The following is a 16,731-nucleotide window of genomic DNA, read 5'->3' on the forward strand; positions in this document are numbered from 1 at the left end:
TGCCAGCCTGGGGCGCCACCATCAAAGACGAACAAGAAGCCGTCGCTGGCATTTTTCAAGCAGTCGCCCCCTCCCTTACCTGTGGCGTACATACATTTCGCTGCTCTGTAGTTGCTTAGTCCACCGTTAATGGATTCAGCGCGCATCCTGGCGGTGTTGATTGCACTTACGTTTTCCTTCGAAACTTTTTGGGCAAGCGGGAGACACAATTAATGCATTCACCAGAAGTCCCATTGGCAGGCTGACGACTCTTTTCAAGGTAAATCAACTAAAAGCGCTAACACTGCCTAGCAACAACTGCAACGCCACACAGGGTCGAAATTGAATTCGTTCTTTTAGGACTAACAAGGGGATAGTCCCTTCAGGCTGCGAACGCTTCCTCTCCAGCACCATCGGCTGCATGCTCAGCACCAAACTCCCCTCGCAGAACACCTTCTGCCTTTCGCATCATCTTGTGGCAAGTCTCTTGATCAGCAGCGGCATAGGCAGCATCCATACATTTCACGTACTGCTCCTCAGGGGTCACAAGCCGTTTGCCGTTGGACGGAGTATCGGCCTGATTCCCTTGACTCGCTGTAGTTGGAATTACTCATCTCAAGCTGGGCAGTGGTCAGCTGCATCAAACAAAACCCCGCCACCGCCATTGTTATTCCGATAGATCCCGCCAGCTTCTGCTTTTGGGGGAGTGGAGATAGCGACACCGAGAGCAACAAAGGCGCCAGCTACGCCGGCCAGAAAAGGCAGTGTGAAATTTTTCATGATGGTTCTTATTGGCTTTTTTGATAGGTTTTCCCCTGTATTCACAGCATTGCTGCATCAATAGGGAATGACTTCCCCCATCTGAGGGATTGATTCATTTGGACCGCTCCCCTATTTCAGGGATGTCATCTCTCGAAGCTCTGGAAACACTGGTGGTAGGTCACCAGAGGGACATGATTCAACTACCCAACCTGGAACTAAAGCCAGAACGACACGAACTTGTGAAGCTGATGTGTGCTCCTTTCAGACAACACCCTGATTATCAGAAGACCAAGGTTGACTTCCATCAGTTTGTGAATCGGATGGAAAATCGGAACGTCCTGAACTGTCTTGCCGCCATGAGAGGGAGCCAGTCACCTGCCCCATGCTGGTCAAGCCAGTGAGATTGGCTGATGTACTGGTGAACGATCCAACCAAGGCTGAAGTCACCGCGGTGTGGATTCAATCTTTTGGACTGCTGAGGAAGGTTGTATACGGTTATCAACGCGCAACGGCGAGAACAAAACGAGGTTGCCTGCCACCAAGCCAGCAGTGACAACCACAGCAACGAGGACCTCTAAACCTTCTGACGTCTTGGCTTGCATGCCTTCAGCATGCCTCCTTGCTTTGCAGAGGGCGAAGCAATGTCTGCTTTTCAACTTGACGAAGGGAACGGGGTCCGTTGATACGTCATCTGCAAATCGAGGAGGGTTACGACGGAGATGTAGCAGCCTCCTACCGCGTGGCGTTGACCACACAGTTCCACGACGACACAGGCGATGTCCCGCCCATCAAGTTCGAGACCGGGCACCAGGGGAGAGAGGCAGAAGACCTGACTCGTTTTATTTGGGACAGAATTGTGCGCCTCCTTGTGATGGGCAAAGAGTTGGAAGCCAACTCCCTTTTGGAGGAGTTTGACGAGCCACCTCTATGGGACGACCCACTCAACTGAGCCATGGGAACTCCACTAACACAGTGGCTGCAGTTGGTTGCCTGGGTGCTTCTAGCAACAACATTGATTTGCCTGAGCGCAACAGGGGTCTTCTGAATTGAGAAGCTGGATCCGTATTTGCTAGCAGTCACTTGCCGTCACTGTGGTTCGGCCTGCAGGCGGCTATCCACCTCACAGTTGAATGCAGTTCTTGCGACATTTGTGCAGTCAATATTTTTCAAAAGATGTCAACTGAAATCCGTAATTGGGCAGTCGTTGCTGCAGCAATGGAAGCCCGAGGTGCAACCAAAAGCGACATGTATCGTCGTGCCAAAGCTCTTGCTGCGGGCGAATCCGATCCAATGCCAACAAGCTATCCGGCGGCACCTTTTAGCATTTCTGCAGCCTGATTATTCGTTAACACCCAAGCGGCCCTGGCTTGAAACCAGGGCTGTATCTAGCCTCACTTTTTCTGATGACCAACCACCATCTATCAGTTGAACAAAGGTTTCATCTAGAAGCCGCATTCAGGGAGATTGACAGTTGTAAGGACATTGAAAAGCTACGTGCCCTCACGAAGCAGATCATTACCGCCCAGGAGAATGAGAAGGCCTTTGCCCGCGAGGCAATGCAACAAATCCGGAAAGAGATGGAGACTGCCGCTCAAAAGCGATTCGGCTTCGACTGGGGGCAGCATTGAGCGCTTGGATTGGCTTGATCGAGTGAGTGTGTATCGCCAGCTTCCGTGGTGGACTTTGTAGACAAATAGACCAAGCCTGAGTTCTCAAACACCTGTCGGCGCAGTACATTGCGCTTTTGACGGAGGCATCATCGTGGGCTCCCGATTTATGAAATAACGATGACCACAAAGCAATGCCAACGCCACGCAGAGAGAGGGTTCAGAGTTCGTTGGTATGCGTCAAGCGATGACAGGCAGGCCGTGGATCCTGCAACAACAAGTCCTCAGCCCTTCAAGTGTTCAATGAGATACCAAAGTTAGGTATCAGCATGAACCTACTTAAATAAGTATGTAAACAATCGATTTGAGAAGAAATAGATCCTTAATCTCCATCGTCCAAGCGATTCGAATGAATCCAGCTAAGTACCTGCCGCCCAGGGGCTCGATCATGATTGTCAATCAGAAGCCGAAGAGGAGGTGGCAAACCGCTATCAAAGCAAGAGAGCAACAGCTCATTCGGTTAGCAGAAGAAGCACTTGCCTCAAGACAGGAGAGGAAAGTGGTGAATTTCTTGGGCTACGAGGATGTCGATGTGGCGGCTTGAGAGCATCGATATGTCAGCCCACAGAATCAAAGCGGAAGCGAGTCGAGCATCCTGCTCGACTGCGTTCGTTCCCGTCAGGTCCATCAACCGCGCAGAGACGTGACTTTCTTGGGTTAACCCGGGGTATTGAGTGAAGGCATTGCATTGGCCTATGGAGCGCATGCAAAGGGGCTGTCCCCTCTAAAACCAACCTTGCTGTTCAAAACTCAGCCCCACGAACGGCGAGCTTTCCAGGCAACGACATGGCGGAGACTCAAAACCCTGCCAGATCGAGCGCCAACGTTCATCAGTATTTCCACTCAAAAGTGTCGCGACCGATACAAAATGGCCTACGCTTCCTTGCAACGGAAGATCTTCATTGAACGAATCCCAATTCGACTTGGCCGCTGAAGAGAAGAACCGTCAGCTAGCCATGGGAATTTCGTTCAGCACAGCAGCCATCGGGGTCTTCATCCTCCTGGCCTACCGCGTTGGAACGTGCTGCTCCTGGTTTACCGCGGCCTAGAAGCCAAAGACGACTGGAAAGACCAGACATCGCGAACGATGTAGCTCTCCAATCAGGTATGTAGACCCAGTGAAGCGCAGGAGAAACCAGACGCGATACGAACGTTCTGTTTCTTGGTTGCTACCAAAAAAACAAGAAGAAAGCACATCAACAACCATCCCTTAGCGACCCGAGAGAGCGCACTGGCTGACGACCCTTTGGCAATGAGCTGTTGAACCGATTTCTTTTGCATCAAATCGGTCGACAGTGGAGCTGAGGTAGCTCATAGGTCTTCCTCATGCGTCGTGAGAAGGAGAGGCAGGGGTGGGACCTTGCCTTTTTACTGTCCACCTCTTGGCTTTTGACCAGATGACATTTCAGTGGCTCAAGGAAGCTCGCAGGATCGGCAAACGCCTTGCAACTGTTGACAAACCAACCGACATCCAACGAAACGACGAGACGCACGAAGTGATTTGCGGCATTGCCGGCTGTGTCATCAAGAGGAAAAAATTGAACCGCTTCTCCTCGTGAACTTCTAGACCACACATCAACCGACACCGGCTGACAAAGCTTGCCCACGCGTACGAGATGACACCTGCATGCCATCAACAATCACGCTGGGATCAAAATCTGCCCACAATCTGCCCACAAATTGAATCACCGGCTCATAAGCCCCGATGCAGTTCAGAGGTGTGCCCTCAAGAAGGGCGAAGTTTGTTTGAGCTCATTCCTAATGCACGCAGCTCATTAAGACGACTTTCAGACGCCTGGGTGTTCGTGCAAAACGACTGCCAACTCTGACTCAGACAGGGCAGCAGGCTCATGGTCCTGAGTTTCCCCAGAGGAAGGGGCGTCTGGGAGGCGAAAAGCTTTCTCGAGGTCTGTCTTCGTGGCACCAAAGGGGTAGGTCATAAAAAAGAGGACCGCCCACGGCCCCCTAGGAACGACTAGATGACGCATCCCTGCGCCTCCGTTACATTAGTCAACATAGTTTTGTAACGAGAGCCATGGCTGTCAGCACCCAAGACCTGCTCGTCCTGTTCGGCAGCTTTGGACTGGCCCTCTTTGCCTTGAACATCTACAAGCTCACGAAGCCAGCCAACGGCTGATGAGCCGCAGGGGTTGCAACTCCAACAGAGACTTCACCTGCGCGGAAGGCTGACCTGATACATCGAATCCTCGGCAGGCTTCCATTGAACGAGATGGAGGCGATCAATTTGATTGCTCTCCAAACAATCCCAAATTGTGGCTCCAGAAAGTGTTGCCATCGACCAGAGATCTCCCTGACTTTTCATCTGCTTGCGATTGCGATCTTTCCACTCGGTCCAAATAATTTGTGGATATGAGCCGACCTGCTCACTCAGAATCACTACCGTGAATTCCACCGAACCCGAACCAAAAATCGTCGAGAATCATAAGTTGTTGAACCTCATTTCTTAAGTTCTCAGGAGGCTGGTTTGCGCCAGATCTGCCAGACGAGCCAGCCGGTCACCCCAAGCCAAAGAAATGCCACGGCCGACAGGATGGGGACGACGATGAGATAGCTCCAAACTCCCAGGGCCACCCAAGCGAGAAGGGACGTGATCAACGCTTTCTGAAAATTGTTGGCCTCGGCGAGACGTTGCTGAAGTCGAGTTACCACGCTGCTTTCCGATGCTCCATCCCTTCCTCTAGCCACGGATGCACTCTGCGACAGCAACGCTGAAGCCCTCCTGCTTCAACAGGCTGAGCGAATAGCGCAAGCCATGCAGCCGTGCCGCGGCCCCGTCCGGCGCAATCCTCACGTTGGCGAGGCCTCCAGCGAGCCCCAGCCCCGCTGCCTTCAACACGGCTTCCTTCGCCGTCCAGGCCTGAATCAGCGTCCAATGCTCCAAACAGTCCGTTGCTTCAGCGGCAGAGGCAAACAGACGTTGCGTCAAGAGATCGGGCGCCACGCGCAAAGGCCGATCCAGCACTTCCACATCAACGCCAATCGGACCGGGCCCCAACACCCCGATGGTGAGTGACCTGGTGTTGGAAATGCTGTGGTGCAATGGGTGATCACGCACCTGGGGCTTTCCGTAGATCGTGCGGCCGATGTCATCCACAGCAACGACGTGTCCTGCATCGGCGAACAGCCGGCAGGTGAGTGTGTCACTCAACGCCCGCTGCACGGCTCGCGTCGAGGGCTGGGGCAGACGCGCCACCAAGACCCGCCGTTGCGTGCCGGGAATGGGCCACCAGGACCACTCGGTTTCCAAAACTCAATCCTGCTCAACCGATAGGGGCACCGGCGGGAGGGGCGGTAGATCAGGTGGCGGCGGCGCCTCCTGAAGGAGATCAGAGGTCACTGCATCCACAGGCTCCGCCAGGAGAACCTCTGCGGGATTGGCCGTGGGCTCATCGAGGACGATCGGCGGCGGCAGATCGGGGGGTAACGGCGCGAAAGGCTGCGGCTCGATCCAACTGTCATCCGGATCGGGCTCGGCAGGTTCCAGCTCCCGAATCAAGGCAGGCTGCTCCCGCAAGACCAACGGATCCGCCGTGATGGGGGGTTCCCGCAAAGGAGCGCGATCCACATCAACCCCAGCGTCACCGGCATCGGCAGGGGCCCCAGGCTTGATGGGGGTTGATGGTCCCCAAATCATCCTGGCCAAGGGTTCGACACCCTGTTCCATCACCCTGTTCAACCCCGCCAGGGCGCGATCAGCGAGATGGTTACCGAAGGACGACACACAGTCGGCCGGGCCATTGCAGGCCTCATCCATCACCAGTTTTGGCGTCAGACCAGCGATCAGGTTGCCCTGCAGAGGGATCTGGCGCGGGCTCAACCGCAGCATGTAAGGCACATGCACAAAGCTGGTCGCCCCACCACTGATCCAGTTCGCGTCCTCTTCGGTGAATCCTTTGACCCCAGGAATGATGAACCGACTCTTCGACGCATGATCCGGCATGTAAGCCGCGAGGTAGCCCCTGCGATGGGCCAGCTCCTTGCTCTGTTCGAGGGTCAGACCGTCACGGCTCATCAACACTTCCATGCGACCGTCCTGCCGCAGTCCCATCACCATGCGGATCCGCGGGAGGTAGTAACGGATTCGCTGGCCCATGCTGATGCTGTAAGCCCCCTTGTAGCTCTCGGGTGGCGCCTCGAGGTCGTTGTAGAGACTGTGGAGGCCACCGATGAAGGTGTCGTAGGTCTGGCTGCGGGTATCGGTCAGCTCCCCATAGCCGAAATCAATGCTGCCGTCATGGCGGATGCCGACATAGGCACGCTGCCGTGAGGCCGTGCGGTTCCGCCCACGCCAGACCTTTTTCCCGAATTTGAGATCGCCTAGAGGCACAGTGATCTCACGGCCAGCATTGTCCACATGGCGCTCATACATGGGGCCTGAGACATAGGCCAGAGCAGCGCTGTCCTCGTAAGCGTCCTGTTCACGATCCCAGCCCTCCAGCAACCCGAACCGCACCCGTCTTGGATCGAGATCTAGGGCGTAGACCTCGTCGTCTGGGATGTAGCTGAAAGGCTCAGCATCCAACCGTCTCTGTTGAGCAGGGCTGACATCCCGGGCACCGCGATCGGAGCGCTCGGGAGCGACAGGCGCCAGAGCAATCAAGCCGCCGAAAACCACGAACGGCATCGCCAGCAGCAGCCATCTCTTGCGGAGCTGCCTGCTCCGCTTGGGTCCGGTCCGCAACTCAGCAGGCTGAGTCACGCGATCCTTCGCTCTCGGTGGGGGGGGAGTTGTTCGAACCAAGGAATGATGGAGCCGTCAGCAACCAGCCATTGCCGGTAACGGTCGCCGCAGTCATGGCCTCCCGTCAACTGTCCGAACGCGGGAATCACAAGACGCGGACCGTCCGGATCAAAGGCGAAGCAGGGCAAACGCAACTGATCAGAACGGCTGCGAAGCCGGGTCATGGGATGCAAATGGCCACACACATTCAACAAACCTGGCTCCGGAACCCGTTCAGGGGCATGACTTAACCAGAGATTGCCAAGCCGCTGTGATGGCTGCTGGGGCATGCCTTCAATCCAGCTGCCGCAATCATGATTCCCACCGATCAGCACAACCGGACAACCACAGAGATCAGGCAGTGCCAACAACGTGTCCCGTAGCGGAGCTGTGATGCCAATCCGGGCGTGCACCAGATCACCCAGAACAAACAATCGCTCAGGCGACCAGGCGTGACACAGGGCCAGCAGTGGATTCAGGGTTCCTTGATCACCGTCACTTGGAATGGGAACGCCATGGGCCTGGAACACCTCGGCTTTGCCGAGATGCAGATCGGCCACAAACAGCTCACGACCCTCAGCCCGCCATAACGCCCGCTGGGGCAAAAACGTCAGGGAGCTCTTGCCCCAGGACCACTCCAATGGGGTCATGAATGGTTCAGATGTCGGATCTGTAGCGCTGGCTGCATCTGATTCCCGACGTCGTGCCTCAAGCTTTGGAGACTTCCATGAGACTCATTGTGGCGCGAAGCGAGGGTCCACACCAGCTCGCGATTTCAACTCTTCGAACACTCGAACAACGGTTAAGGGTTCTGGAGGAGGCGGGCCGTTACGAATGTGCTTATGCCCTGAGGATGGAAGTCGCCGACTGGTTACTCGGAGCCAGAGATGCCAATCTGACTGCACCACTCCATCCCTAAGCCTTCGATGACCATTGCCCTGCTGATCGCGCTAGCGGGTTCCCTGGCTGCAATGGCCGTGATCGTGCGTCGATTGGAACAGCGCTGATGCCAACCCTTCGACGCTGGTGCTTCGTACTAGCGCTCGCCTGCATCAGCAGCGCAATTCCTGCGCAGGCCGAGCAGCTGAAGGTTGGGATCAGTGGCTCACCTCCTTTCGTGATCAAGGACGGAAGTCACTTCAGCGGCATCAGCCTCGAAATCTGGAGGCGCGTCGCCGAAGACAACAACATCAGCTACAAGCTGATTCAGCAACCGACGCCCAAAGCCGGCATTGAAGCGGTGGACGACGGAAGCATCGACGTGCTCGTCGGCCCGATCAGCATCACCTCCCGCCGACTTGCCATCCCAGGGATTGACTTCACCCAGCCCTACTTCCTGAGCAAGGAGGGCATCCTTCTTCCCCTCAAAACACCCTCCATATTCAGTCGCGTTCAGGTGTTCTTCGGCTGGGCCGTGATCTCCTCGGTTTTGGTGCTGATCAGCGTGCTGTTGGTGGTTGGCAGCCTGATCTGGATGGCCGAGCGGCAGAAGAACAGTGAACAGTTTCCCCGCGACTGGCTTCCCGGCATCAGCAGCGGCATGTGGTTTGCCCTGGTGACCTTGACGACGGTGGGCTATGGCGACAAAGCGCCCGTAACGCGCACCGGCCGTGGCATCACGGGAGCCTGGATGGTGATCTCGCTGATTGCGGTGTCCTCCCTGACCGCCAGCCTCGCGTCGGCGTTCACGTTGTTTCTCTCAGGCGCCACCGAAACAGCGATCGACAGTCCTCAACAGCTCAGCAACCGACGGGTCGCCGTCGTTGAAGGCACCGATGGAATGGAACTAGCGGAAAACCGGGAGATGCGCGTTGTCCCAGCTCCCAACCTCGCCAGCGCCGTTCAGTTGGTGGTGTCACGCAAGGCCGATGCCTTGATCTTCGATCGACACTCCATCCGCTATCACCTCAAAAACAACCCGGATCTTGAGGTGCGCTTGGCACCATTCAACGTGTCGGACGAAACCTACGGATTCGTGCTCAAGCCAACGAGCCCGCTGCGGACGCCCATGGGGGTGTCGATTCTGAAGCTTCAACAAAGTGGCGAGGCGGAGAACATCGCCAACAAGTTTCTGGATTGATCCTTTGCTTAGCCCAGCGGACGATGACGACGCAGGGCCTCTTCCAGCAGATAGGCGGCCAAATTTCCGCAACTGCGTCCCTCGGCGAGAGCATGCCGCTTGAGGTCATCCATCACCCCCCGAGGCAGGGTGACATTGATGCGCTCCGAACCAGCCGCATCCGCCACCGCAGCCGTGCTTGGGGCCATGGCCTGACCCTCGATCCGCTGCTGCAACTCCTGAACCAGGTCTTGAAGGAGGGGCACGATAACGTGAACATATCCACCCAATAAAAGCACAATATCGTGCGAAACATGATTGCGTAATCTTGAGCACCTTTTTGAGGCGCCATGCGTTCCCTGCCGCTGAAGCTTGCTCCCGGCAGTGATCTGCGCCTCAGCCTTGAAGAGCTGGCCCAGCGGGACGGCATCAGCGGCTTTGTTCTCGGCGTGGTCGGCAACCTCACCAAGGCGTCGTTTCAATGCCCCGGCCAGGCCGACCCCACCGTGCTGGAGGGCGACCTCGAAGTCATCACCCTCAATGGAACCTTCTCCCCTGAGGGCGTTCATCTGCACCTGAGCCTGTCGGATGGGGCCTGCCAGGTCTGGGGAGGCCACCTGGAGCCAGGGACCATCGTGCAGAAAGGCGTCGACCTGCTGATTGGTGTGCTTGAGCAACGCGAAGGCAGCCCTGCGCCGCAATCCTCGACACCACGGCTAGAGATCGCCGTTCTTCCCGGATGCCCCTGGTGCAGCCGTGCCCTACGCATCCTGAGAACCCTGGACCTGCCGCACACCGTCACCACCGTCAACGACGACGCAGCCTTCCAGGCCGTGCAACAACGCAGTGGAATGACCACCTTCCCCCAGGTGTTCATCGACGGATCCGTGATTGGTGGCTACGACAACCTCGCCGCCATGCAAGCCGCCGGTGAACTCGACGCCCTCCGCTGAACCGCCAGAACAGCCACCCCGGGAGCAGCCGCCGTTCTGGTCTCTGAAACCCTGGTGGTGCCAGCCTTGGTCCATCGTCTCCACAGGGGTGTTCGTGGTTGGCGGGTCCTGGGGACTCCTGCATCGCCTGTGGATCAGCCTTCCCCTGGCCCTGGGCGTGTTGGCCTGGTGGCTGCTGTTTCTGGTGCTCGTCCCCGCCGCCTACCGATCCGCTGCTGAGCAAAACGGATGAAGTCCTCGCCCTTTCGCTGCATCGACCAGCAGCTGTTCGCCCGGGTGGCCGCCGAAGCCCGGCAGCATCCCCGGCTGCGCGTGAACCACAATTTTCACCAGGAGCAGGATCCGGTTCAGCGTTTCCTGAACGTGCTTCAGCCCGGCACCTATGTGCGTCCGCACCGCCACCGGCGCAACGGTTCAGGCACAGGCTTTGAATGCTTCCTGGTGCTGCAGGGAGCCATCGGCTTGCTGCTGTTCAACGGGGAGGGCGACATCCAGCAGCAGCTGCATCTCAGCGCCGCTGGGCCCACCCATGGCATCGAGGTTGAAGAAGATCAGTTCCACACCCTGGTGGCCCTGGAGGCCGACAGCGTGATTTTTGAGCTGAAACAGGGGCCCTACCAGCCCTCGCAGGACAAGAAGTTCCTCACTCACTTCCCCGTAGAGGGCACACCGGAGGCGGCCCTGCAGGAGGCGCAGTGGCGCGACCTGCTCTCAGAATCACGCCTGGCGTGACGCTGCGCGGGAACGCTGCTTCTCCTCGAGCAGTTCTCCCTCCAACTGTTCAATTAAACGGCTGACCAACGCCTGGAATTCCGGTTGGCAGCCACGAAACGCCGCCTTGTGACGGATCGGCTCGTTGCGCATGCGCAGATCGGTCAGCATCAGCTGAAGCGAATCAATCCGAGCGTTGGAATTCATGGACTGAGAGGGCGTTCCGAAGGGAGGTTATGACGCAGCTGTTTCAAATCTCCAGCTCTCGCAGCAGACGGTTCTGCGTCTCCCGACCGAGAACGGCATGGGCCGCCATGGCACCACTCGCCGCGACGGGAGGGATTCCTATGCCGGGGAAGGTGCTGGCCCCACAAAGCCAGAAATTGGCAAGGGGCGTCGACACCCCAGGGAACAACCCTTCAGCGGCTGAAAGCGCAGGGCCATAACTGCCTTGATGCACATTGAGGAAATGGCTGTGGGTCAGCGGCGTTCCCTCCATGATCAACTCGCAGCGGTCGCGAATGTCGGGGATACGTCGTTCCAGCACGCGCCAGAACACAGCGCATCGCTCCTGTTTCATCCGCTGATACGCCTCACTGTCGCGCTCCAGATCAGCCCAGAGCTCCCACGGCTCGCTGGCCGGGGTGTAGGCATGCAGCACATGGCGACCCGGCGGAGCCATGGAAGGATCCAACACCGACGGGATGGACAACACCACGGCATTGCGTTCGGCGTCGATCCCACGCTCCCAGTCATCAACCCAGACGGTGTGGATCGGCAGATCCTCCAGCCCCGTGGCATCAAAGCCCAAATGCAGATGTAGAAAGCCATTGCAGGCCGGCGTCTCCTGGCGTTGACGCTGCCACTTCGGCGCGACGGAGTCCGGCAGCAGCGCAAGGGTGGACCAGATATCGGCATTGCAGATCACCTGCCGCGCCGCGATCGACGTTCCATCCGCCAGCGTCGCACCCACGACGCGATCCCCCTCCACCTGCAGCTGTTGCACAGCCACACCAGTGTGCAAGTTGCCCCCATGGGCCTTCAATCCACGCACTAAGGCCTCAACCACCGCAGCACTTCCACCAACGGGGTAGTCGAGATGGGCCTCCGGTTCGAACCACTCGCCGAACAGCGTGGCCATGGCAGCCGCATTGGTGTCTCCCATCGGCATGCCACTGATCAGGAAGGAGAGGAGATCCACCCAATGGCGCAGGAAGGGATCGGTGAGGTGACGATCCACCAGGGGGCCGAAGGAACCGGAGAGATGACGCATCGCCGTGAGGTGCGGCAACAAGCGCCCGCCGCGCTTCAGCAATTGCGCCATGCCATCCACCCCGGGCCGCAGGGCCAGCAGGGGCAGGGCATCAGCGGCGGCAGCAATCGGCCGAAGGGCTTCGACAAAACGCCGCCATTCAGCGGCCACCTCGGGACCCCGCAAGCCGCGAACCACGCCTTCAAAGTCGTCATGCCCTACAGCGATGCGCAGATCACCTTCCGGCAAGAGCACATCCCAAGTTCGGTAAGGGATCACCTCCAAGGTTTGCCCTAACGCACGCAGGACCTGAGCCAACGGATTGCTGCTGGGCCAGCGACCCAAACCACTCCAGAGGGAAGGACCGGATTCAAAGTGATAGCCCTGGCGCTGAAATCCATGGGCGGCCCCACCGGGTTGGTGGTGTGCTTCCAGCACCAGCACCTCGCGGCCAGCGCGGGCAATCAAGCCTGCGGCACAAAGTCCGCCAATGCCGCTGCCGATCACCAGAACGTCGACGTCGCTTCTGATCATCTGCCCAGCTTTCGCGTCATCATTGTGGTCATTGGCGCAAGACGATGCGCGGTCGACTGCTGCTTCCCTTGCTGATCCTGGCGGTGGCCTGGGGGCAGGAGCTGATCGACCAGCTGATTTTTGCGGGGCAGTGGAATCTGCCGATGGGACCGGATCAACCCTGGTGGGGGGTCCTGACCTCCCCCATCAGTCACGCTGGTTTTGGACATCTCATCTCCAACAGCCTGGCCTTTCTGCCCCTGAGCTGGCTGGTCCTCAGCAGGGGAATGCGCGATTACCTGAGCGTCTGGCTGTCCGTGCTGGTGATCAACATTCCGGTCGCCCTGTTCTGGCCTACACGGAGTCATGGACTCTCCGGTGTGGTCTATGGGCTCCTGGGCTACCTGCTGCTGATCGGCTGGCTTGAACGTCGCATCCTGTCCATCGTCCTGGGGCTTGTGGCGTTTTGGCTCTACGGCTCAGCCCTGATCGCCTTGATCCCCGGCGTTTCACCCGCCGGCGTGAGCTGGATCGGCCACAGTGCAGGCTTCATCGGTGGATTGGTGGCGGCCCTAGCGGTGTATCGCGAGCCCTCCGCCGATTGAGGTCAGGGGTGAGACAAGACAGCATCGAGAAACGCCAGGGGGCGGTGCATGGTGGCGGAATAACCCAGCAGACTTTGATCGCGATGGCTGTAAATCACGCTGTCGTCAGCATCAAGCAGCACCGTGGCACCGCGGTGGGTGATGTAGTCATCGCAAGGCACATAGGTGCGCCAGTGCCGGAGCACTTCGTTCATGTTGCGCAGACGCTTGGTGGCGAGCTCGAACGGTCGCTGGAAGCCCGCGCCACCGGCCCGGCGGAACAGACCTCCACGAAAGCGGGGCAGAGGAAACGCCTCGATCCACTCCTCGTCATCGAAGATCTGGGCAGCTGAGCGATCACCGGTGTAACCACGCAGCACCTCACGCAAGGTGCCCGGTGAGCCCACACCAGCGCACATCAGCAGAAAGCCAGGCCATGGCCCACCAGGCAGATGCAGCCCGGACTCCAAGCCAAGGGAGTGATGCAACACCGGTGAAGAATCCACGATCAGCTGCTGCAGGGGAAACCCCGTGAAGGCAGCGAAGCGCTCAGCGCCAGCAGCGTTGCCAATGCCGAACAACTGAACCTTGATCCCGACCGCCGCCAACTGGGGAAGCCTCGGCACCAACGCCTGGGCATATTCGATCGAGTCAAAATCTCCAAGCTGTCCCATGACAACCACGAGGCGCTTAGAACCCGTTGCTATATCAGGGATTTCAGCAAGACGGTCAAGCAGTGGCTGGGCTTGAATCATTGCCATGTTGACAACCCGGTTGACAAAAAGGGCTGTTGTCAACGACAGCGTGGCAAACATCGGCATCCAGCCGGGTGGTGGCCAACTCCACGTCCAGGCGGTCCAGCACCATTGCCCCCAGCAGTCGCTTGCTGTTCCAGGCCAGGTGGGCCAGCAGCAGGCGCACCGTGATGGCTGCCACTTCAGGATCACCGGTGGCCAGGCCATCAAGCCATGGCCCCTCCAGCCTTTCCAAATCCGCCAGACCCTGCAGACACGTCATCTCGACGTTGGTCGTGGCGGGTCCCGGCATGGGCATTTGATGGCAACGCTTCAGTTTGGCGAGGGTGCTGGCCAGACTCCACCCCATGGCGAACAAGGACCGCGCTACCAACCCCCCGCCGGAAAAACCGGGCGGTGAGGGTTGGCTGGTGAGTCCTGAACAGCAACTGCTTTGTCAGTTCAAGCCCGACTCAGCCACGGTCCATGCGCAGTGGGGTGTTGGCACCGCCATCAACCCAGATCACGTCAGCCATGCGCCAGGCACCATCCACCATGAGATGGCATTTGCATGTGGTCGCCGATGTCATCGCCTGCAGCCGAGATAGAGCTGAACCTGGCTTCCGCACTGTCTTTAAATGAACAAAAGATCTCAATTGCAATGCTTTTGCTTTTGGGTTATTTATATGTATTGGTGCATCTAATGCCTTGAGACGTTTTAACAAAAGAGTCGCTATTTGGGTCACGGAGAAGGTGGGGACAATGTGGTGTGCTTATGCGTTTTGCTTGTTAGCTTTGATCTCGCTACCTGAAGCGCTGGCTTCAGAAGATCCTTTGAAGATAGTGGCATGGACAGCACAGACGTTTCTTCAGCTTGTACTGCTGCCGATTATTATTGTTGGTCAAAATATTCAAAGTGAGATTGCTGAACGGCAGGCGGATACGGACAGCAACACATTGATCGCGATCAGGCAACTTGCAGAAGAAATCCACGAAGTGACTTACAAATCAAAGGGGTTTTAGCTTTTGCGCACTTACGGCTGGGCACCACCACGTCCGCCCGTGCCGCAAACCCGCAGGCGAATGCTTCGGCATAACGCCATCGACGCGTGGGACAAGATGCTCAAAACAGGCTGGCGGCGGTGCTCACCACCAGTCAGATAGACATCACTGCTTTTCGCAGGGCCTCTTCACTTAGAAGATCTTTTTCCTTGGGCAGTCTTAGAGGTGTAAGGGCTTCGTCAATTATCTGGCGGCCAAGTGCAGTCAATCTGACTCTCTTGGCTTTGTAATTTTTTGGGCACTGATACCTCTCAATCCACCGTAGACCTGCTCGCCTCTTGAGGACATTCCTTGGGCCAAGCCAACTCAAATTGCGGCTAACGGAGGTGGGGGAGAGTCCCAGGGCATCGTGAATGTCCGACTGCGCCATATCTCCACCATTGCTTGCGATCAAAAGGAAGACCGACTGAAGTTGTGCGGGGAATTCCCTTTCGTTCGAATGCTTCCGAATGGTTTCGTGGGCGTGTAGCAGTTGTTTTGCTGTGGTCATTGATCTCTCCGCTCCGAGTCTTGATTGAAAACTAGACCCTCACTTCCATTTGTGGAAGCAAAAACTAACGCGTCTAATCCAACTCTCAGTCAGCAAAGAGCTTTTGGCTGGAAAAAGATTTTTAGGGCTGATCACGCCACCCCGCCCAAATGAGGGATGCGCCCCCCTGAAATTGGGCAAAATAATGGCTCGGATGGGGGAGGCGCTGAAAAGGGTGTCGGTGCGACGCTGACCTCATTCGATGAGTGAACTGATGGAAGAGCTGGTCTACGGACCATTCATCAGCAGGGCTATGGCTCGTGAAAAGGGCCTTACACATTTCTGGGCTGGACCTCCTTGCAAAAGAGGCCATCACAGTCCTCGATACACCTCTACAAATCAGTGCTTCGCCTGCCTAAGGCTTCGCGACCCCAACTTTCGGGGATACACAAAGGTCGACCTGACTGGAAAGAGGTTCGGGCGTCTAATCGTTACCGGAAAAGCTCCTCTCTTAAGAAGAGATGCGCCTCAGCCTGATGGAACGATCAAAAAACGTTCCTATCACCGCTGGTACGTCGACTGTGACTGCGGTGTCACCGGAAAAATCGTGCTGACACAATCATTTTTTACGAAACCACCAATCCACTCCTGCGGTGGCTGCGGTTATCAGCAGGAGCAATTGGGAAAGGCATCAGTCACGCATGGAGAGTCCGGCACACCTGCTTATCGGATGTTTCACCAGGCCAAACGAAGGGCCGCAGATAGGGGCTTGGACTTTGATCTTGAAAGGGATGACGTTGTAGTCCCAAGCACCTGTCCTGTCCTCGGCATCGAGTTTCGTGTTGGGAATCCCGACGACAAGGACCACAGCCCGTCTCTGGATCGAATCGACTCAAGCAAGGGCTATGTCCGAGGCAATGTCGAGGTCATTTCATCGAGTCGAAGTCACCCAGCTGGCCGAGCACAACAACAAGACGCTTGCTGCCGCGCTCCATGCCTGGGATTTCAGCGAGACGATCAAGGAGTGGCTGAAGGGGGATCATTGCCGTGGTGACAGCCCGGTTGACAAAAAGGGCTGTTGTCAACAGCAGCGTGGCAAACATCGGCGAGCATTGTGTTCAGCACAATTCCCTCCCGCAGCAGGCGGGGGTGTTCTAGAGACAGCGAACCATTCCAGATCCGCCAAGCATTGAAGGCATGGCAATTCAACGAAAAGAGCTGTGATTTGTGCTGAATGAATGCATC

At 57.3% G+C, this 16,731-nt stretch carries 24 protein-coding genes; 13 read left to right on the top strand and 11 right to left on the bottom strand.

Going from position 1 to position 16,731, the window contains the following annotated elements; all coding sequences use genetic code 11:
* Nucleotides 1-579: 579 nt before the first annotated feature.
* From NCN06_RS12290 to NCN06_RS12315, 6 genes are all read left to right on the top strand, one after another.
* Nucleotides 580-783 carry a hypothetical protein gene (locus NCN06_RS12290; protein ID WP_226422359.1) on the top strand — a complete coding sequence of 68 codons (204 nt, stop codon included), beginning with the start codon at nt 580-582 and terminating at the stop codon, nt 781-783.
* A 637-nt stretch (nt 784-1,420) separates the two neighbouring features.
* Nucleotides 1,421-1,690, top strand: coding sequence for a hypothetical protein (locus tag NCN06_RS12295; protein ID WP_226422358.1), 270 nt, complete (start codon nt 1,421-1,423; stop codon nt 1,688-1,690).
* A gap of 131 nt (nt 1,691-1,821) precedes the next feature.
* Nucleotides 1,822-2,079, top strand: coding sequence for a hypothetical protein (locus NCN06_RS12300; RefSeq protein ID WP_250399005.1), 258 nt, complete (start codon nt 1,822-1,824; stop codon nt 2,077-2,079).
* A 65-nt stretch (nt 2,080-2,144) separates the two neighbouring features.
* Nucleotides 2,145-2,369, top strand: a complete 225-nt coding sequence (locus tag NCN06_RS12305) for a hypothetical protein (RefSeq protein ID WP_115025260.1) — start codon at nt 2,145-2,147, stop codon at nt 2,367-2,369.
* Nucleotides 2,370-3,310: 941 nt separating this feature from the next.
* The gene (locus NCN06_RS12310; RefSeq protein ID WP_250398990.1) at nt 3,311-3,457 is read left to right on the top strand and encodes a hypothetical protein; all 147 of its coding nucleotides are present in this window, start codon (nt 3,311-3,313) and stop codon (nt 3,455-3,457) included.
* Between the two features lie 348 nt (nt 3,458-3,805).
* Complete coding sequence (locus tag NCN06_RS12315) at nt 3,806-3,967, top strand: hypothetical protein (protein ID WP_250398991.1); 162 nt, start codon at nt 3,806-3,808, stop codon at nt 3,965-3,967.
* Between the two features lie 611 nt (nt 3,968-4,578).
* On the opposite strand, the gene NCN06_RS12320 is transcribed toward NCN06_RS12315, so the two are convergent.
* From NCN06_RS12320 to pdeM, 5 genes are all read right to left on the bottom strand, one after another.
* Nucleotides 4,579-4,821 carry a hypothetical protein gene (locus tag NCN06_RS12320; protein ID WP_226422355.1) on the bottom strand — a complete coding sequence of 81 codons (243 nt, stop codon included), beginning with the start codon at nt 4,819-4,821 and terminating at the stop codon, nt 4,579-4,581.
* A 59-nt stretch (nt 4,822-4,880) separates the two neighbouring features.
* The gene (locus NCN06_RS12325) at nt 4,881-5,114 is read right to left on the bottom strand and encodes a hypothetical protein (protein ID WP_250398992.1); all 234 of its coding nucleotides are present in this window, start codon (nt 5,112-5,114) and stop codon (nt 4,881-4,883) included.
* Nucleotides 5,107-5,676, bottom strand: coding sequence for a 4'-phosphopantetheinyl transferase superfamily protein (locus NCN06_RS12330; RefSeq protein WP_115025264.1), 570 nt, complete (start codon nt 5,674-5,676; stop codon nt 5,107-5,109). Before NCN06_RS12330 ends, NCN06_RS12325 begins: the two co-directional genes overlap by 8 nt.
* Before the next feature lie 3 nt (nt 5,677-5,679).
* Complete coding sequence (locus tag NCN06_RS12335) at nt 5,680-7,053, bottom strand: hypothetical protein (protein ID WP_250399003.1); 1,374 nt, start codon at nt 7,051-7,053, stop codon at nt 5,680-5,682.
* A gap of 71 nt (nt 7,054-7,124) precedes the next feature.
* On the bottom strand, nt 7,125-7,799 hold the full coding sequence (pdeM, locus tag NCN06_RS12340; protein WP_250398993.1) for a ligase-associated DNA damage response endonuclease PdeM: 675 nt from the start codon (nt 7,797-7,799) through the stop codon (nt 7,125-7,127).
* A gap of 356 nt (nt 7,800-8,155) precedes the next feature.
* On the opposite strand from pdeM, the gene NCN06_RS12345 reads away from it, so the two are divergent.
* On the top strand, nt 8,156-9,229 hold the full coding sequence (locus tag NCN06_RS12345; protein WP_250398994.1) for a transporter substrate-binding domain-containing protein: 1,074 nt from the start codon (nt 8,156-8,158) through the stop codon (nt 9,227-9,229).
* Nucleotides 9,230-9,237: 8 nt separating this feature from the next.
* Here the strand turns inward: NCN06_RS12345 and NCN06_RS12350 are convergent, their stop codons facing one another.
* Nucleotides 9,238-9,474 (bottom strand): ribbon-helix-helix domain-containing protein, encoded by a 237-nt coding sequence (locus NCN06_RS12350; RefSeq protein WP_186570334.1) that lies wholly within the window; start codon nt 9,472-9,474, stop codon nt 9,238-9,240.
* A gap of 84 nt (nt 9,475-9,558) precedes the next feature.
* On the opposite strand from NCN06_RS12350, the gene NCN06_RS12355 reads away from it, so the two are divergent.
* The 3 genes from NCN06_RS12355 to NCN06_RS12365 are packed head-to-tail and all read left to right on the top strand — an operon-like array spanning nt 9,559 to nt 10,893.
* Entirely contained in the window at nt 9,559-10,161 is a 603-nt protein-coding gene (locus NCN06_RS12355) for a PCC domain-containing protein (RefSeq protein ID WP_226406274.1), read from the top strand.
* The gene (locus NCN06_RS12360) at nt 10,139-10,393 is read left to right on the top strand and encodes a DUF6737 family protein (RefSeq protein WP_250398995.1); all 255 of its coding nucleotides are present in this window, start codon (nt 10,139-10,141) and stop codon (nt 10,391-10,393) included. The genes NCN06_RS12355 and NCN06_RS12360 overlap by 23 nt, the downstream gene beginning before the upstream one ends.
* A complete protein-coding gene (locus NCN06_RS12365; RefSeq protein ID WP_250398996.1) occupies nt 10,390-10,893 on the top strand; it encodes a WbuC family cupin fold metalloprotein in 504 nt (167 codons plus the stop codon). The genes NCN06_RS12360 and NCN06_RS12365 overlap by 4 nt, the downstream gene beginning before the upstream one ends.
* Here NCN06_RS12365 and NCN06_RS12370 read toward each other — a convergent pair.
* Together NCN06_RS12370 and NCN06_RS12375 are read right to left on the bottom strand one after the other, a co-directional pair.
* Complete coding sequence (locus NCN06_RS12370) at nt 10,879-11,079, bottom strand: hypothetical protein (protein ID WP_115025271.1); 201 nt, start codon at nt 11,077-11,079, stop codon at nt 10,879-10,881. The two genes, NCN06_RS12365 and NCN06_RS12370, sit on opposite strands and share 15 nt — an antisense overlap.
* Nucleotides 11,080-11,122: 43 nt before the next feature.
* Complete coding sequence (locus NCN06_RS12375) at nt 11,123-12,658, bottom strand: phytoene desaturase family protein (RefSeq protein WP_250398997.1); 1,536 nt, start codon at nt 12,656-12,658, stop codon at nt 11,123-11,125.
* A 44-nt stretch (nt 12,659-12,702) separates the two neighbouring features.
* Here NCN06_RS12375 and NCN06_RS12380 point away from each other — a divergent pair, with 44 nt between their 5' ends.
* Complete coding sequence (locus NCN06_RS12380; RefSeq protein WP_250398998.1) at nt 12,703-13,242, top strand: rhomboid family intramembrane serine protease; 540 nt, start codon at nt 12,703-12,705, stop codon at nt 13,240-13,242.
* Nucleotides 13,243-13,244: 2 nt separating this feature from the next.
* On the opposite strand, the gene NCN06_RS12385 is transcribed toward NCN06_RS12380, so the two are convergent.
* Complete coding sequence (locus NCN06_RS12385; protein ID WP_250398999.1) at nt 13,245-13,976, bottom strand: AhpC/TSA family protein; 732 nt, start codon at nt 13,974-13,976, stop codon at nt 13,245-13,247.
* Complete coding sequence (locus NCN06_RS12390) at nt 13,951-14,325, bottom strand: hypothetical protein (RefSeq protein WP_250399000.1); 375 nt, start codon at nt 14,323-14,325, stop codon at nt 13,951-13,953. The genes NCN06_RS12385 and NCN06_RS12390 overlap by 26 nt, the downstream gene beginning before the upstream one ends.
* A gap of 338 nt (nt 14,326-14,663) precedes the next feature.
* Here NCN06_RS12390 and NCN06_RS12395 point away from each other — a divergent pair, with 338 nt between their 5' ends.
* Nucleotides 14,664-14,978: a hypothetical protein gene (locus tag NCN06_RS12395; RefSeq protein WP_250399001.1), complete on the top strand. Its 315-nt coding sequence runs from the start codon at nt 14,664-14,666 to the stop codon at nt 14,976-14,978.
* A gap of 39 nt (nt 14,979-15,017) precedes the next feature.
* The gene (locus NCN06_RS12815) at nt 15,018-15,119 is read left to right on the top strand and encodes a DUF1651 domain-containing protein (RefSeq protein ID WP_350223197.1); all 102 of its coding nucleotides are present in this window, start codon (nt 15,018-15,020) and stop codon (nt 15,117-15,119) included.
* A 1,293-nt stretch (nt 15,120-16,412) separates the two neighbouring features.
* Here NCN06_RS12815 and NCN06_RS12405 read toward each other — a convergent pair.
* Nucleotides 16,413-16,589 (bottom strand): hypothetical protein, encoded by a 177-nt coding sequence (locus NCN06_RS12405; protein WP_250399006.1) that lies wholly within the window; start codon nt 16,587-16,589, stop codon nt 16,413-16,415.
* Between the last annotated feature and the right edge of the window lie 142 nt (nt 16,590-16,731).

The sequence above is a fragment of the Synechococcus sp. MU1648 genome (assembly GCF_023630615.1).
GTDB lineage: Bacteria > Cyanobacteriota > Cyanobacteriia > PCC-6307 > Cyanobiaceae > Parasynechococcus.

Coding starts and splice junctions, on each gene's coding strand:
- NCN06_RS12315 (WP_250398991.1), top strand. CDS start 3,806: ATGACATTTCAGTGGCTCAAGGAAGCTCGCAGGATCGGCAAACGCCTT.
- pdeM (WP_250398993.1), bottom strand. CDS start 7,799: ATGACCCCATTGGAGTGGTCCTGGGGCAAGAGCTCCCTGACGTTTTTG.
- NCN06_RS12305 (WP_115025260.1), top strand. CDS start 2,145: ATGACCAACCACCATCTATCAGTTGAACAAAGGTTTCATCTAGAAGCC.
- NCN06_RS12375 (WP_250398997.1), bottom strand. CDS start 12,658: ATGATCAGAAGCGACGTCGACGTTCTGGTGATCGGCAGCGGCATTGGC.
- NCN06_RS12365 (WP_250398996.1), top strand. CDS start 10,390: ATGAAGTCCTCGCCCTTTCGCTGCATCGACCAGCAGCTGTTCGCCCGG.
- NCN06_RS12345 (WP_250398994.1), top strand. CDS start 8,156: ATGCCAACCCTTCGACGCTGGTGCTTCGTACTAGCGCTCGCCTGCATC.
- NCN06_RS12335 (WP_250399003.1), bottom strand. CDS start 7,053: ATGCCGTTCGTGGTTTTCGGCGGCTTGATTGCTCTGGCGCCTGTCGCT.
- NCN06_RS12405 (WP_250399006.1), bottom strand. CDS start 16,589: ATGTTTGCCACGCTGCTGTTGACAACAGCCCTTTTTGTCAACCGGGCT.
- NCN06_RS12380 (WP_250398998.1), top strand. CDS start 12,703: ATGCGCGGTCGACTGCTGCTTCCCTTGCTGATCCTGGCGGTGGCCTGG.
- NCN06_RS12390 (WP_250399000.1), bottom strand. CDS start 14,325: ATGGGGTGGAGTCTGGCCAGCACCCTCGCCAAACTGAAGCGTTGCCAT.
- NCN06_RS12370 (WP_115025271.1), bottom strand. CDS start 11,079: ATGAATTCCAACGCTCGGATTGATTCGCTTCAGCTGATGCTGACCGAT.
- NCN06_RS12355 (WP_226406274.1), top strand. CDS start 9,559: ATGCGTTCCCTGCCGCTGAAGCTTGCTCCCGGCAGTGATCTGCGCCTC.
- NCN06_RS12385 (WP_250398999.1), bottom strand. CDS start 13,976: ATGATTCAAGCCCAGCCACTGCTTGACCGTCTTGCTGAAATCCCTGAT.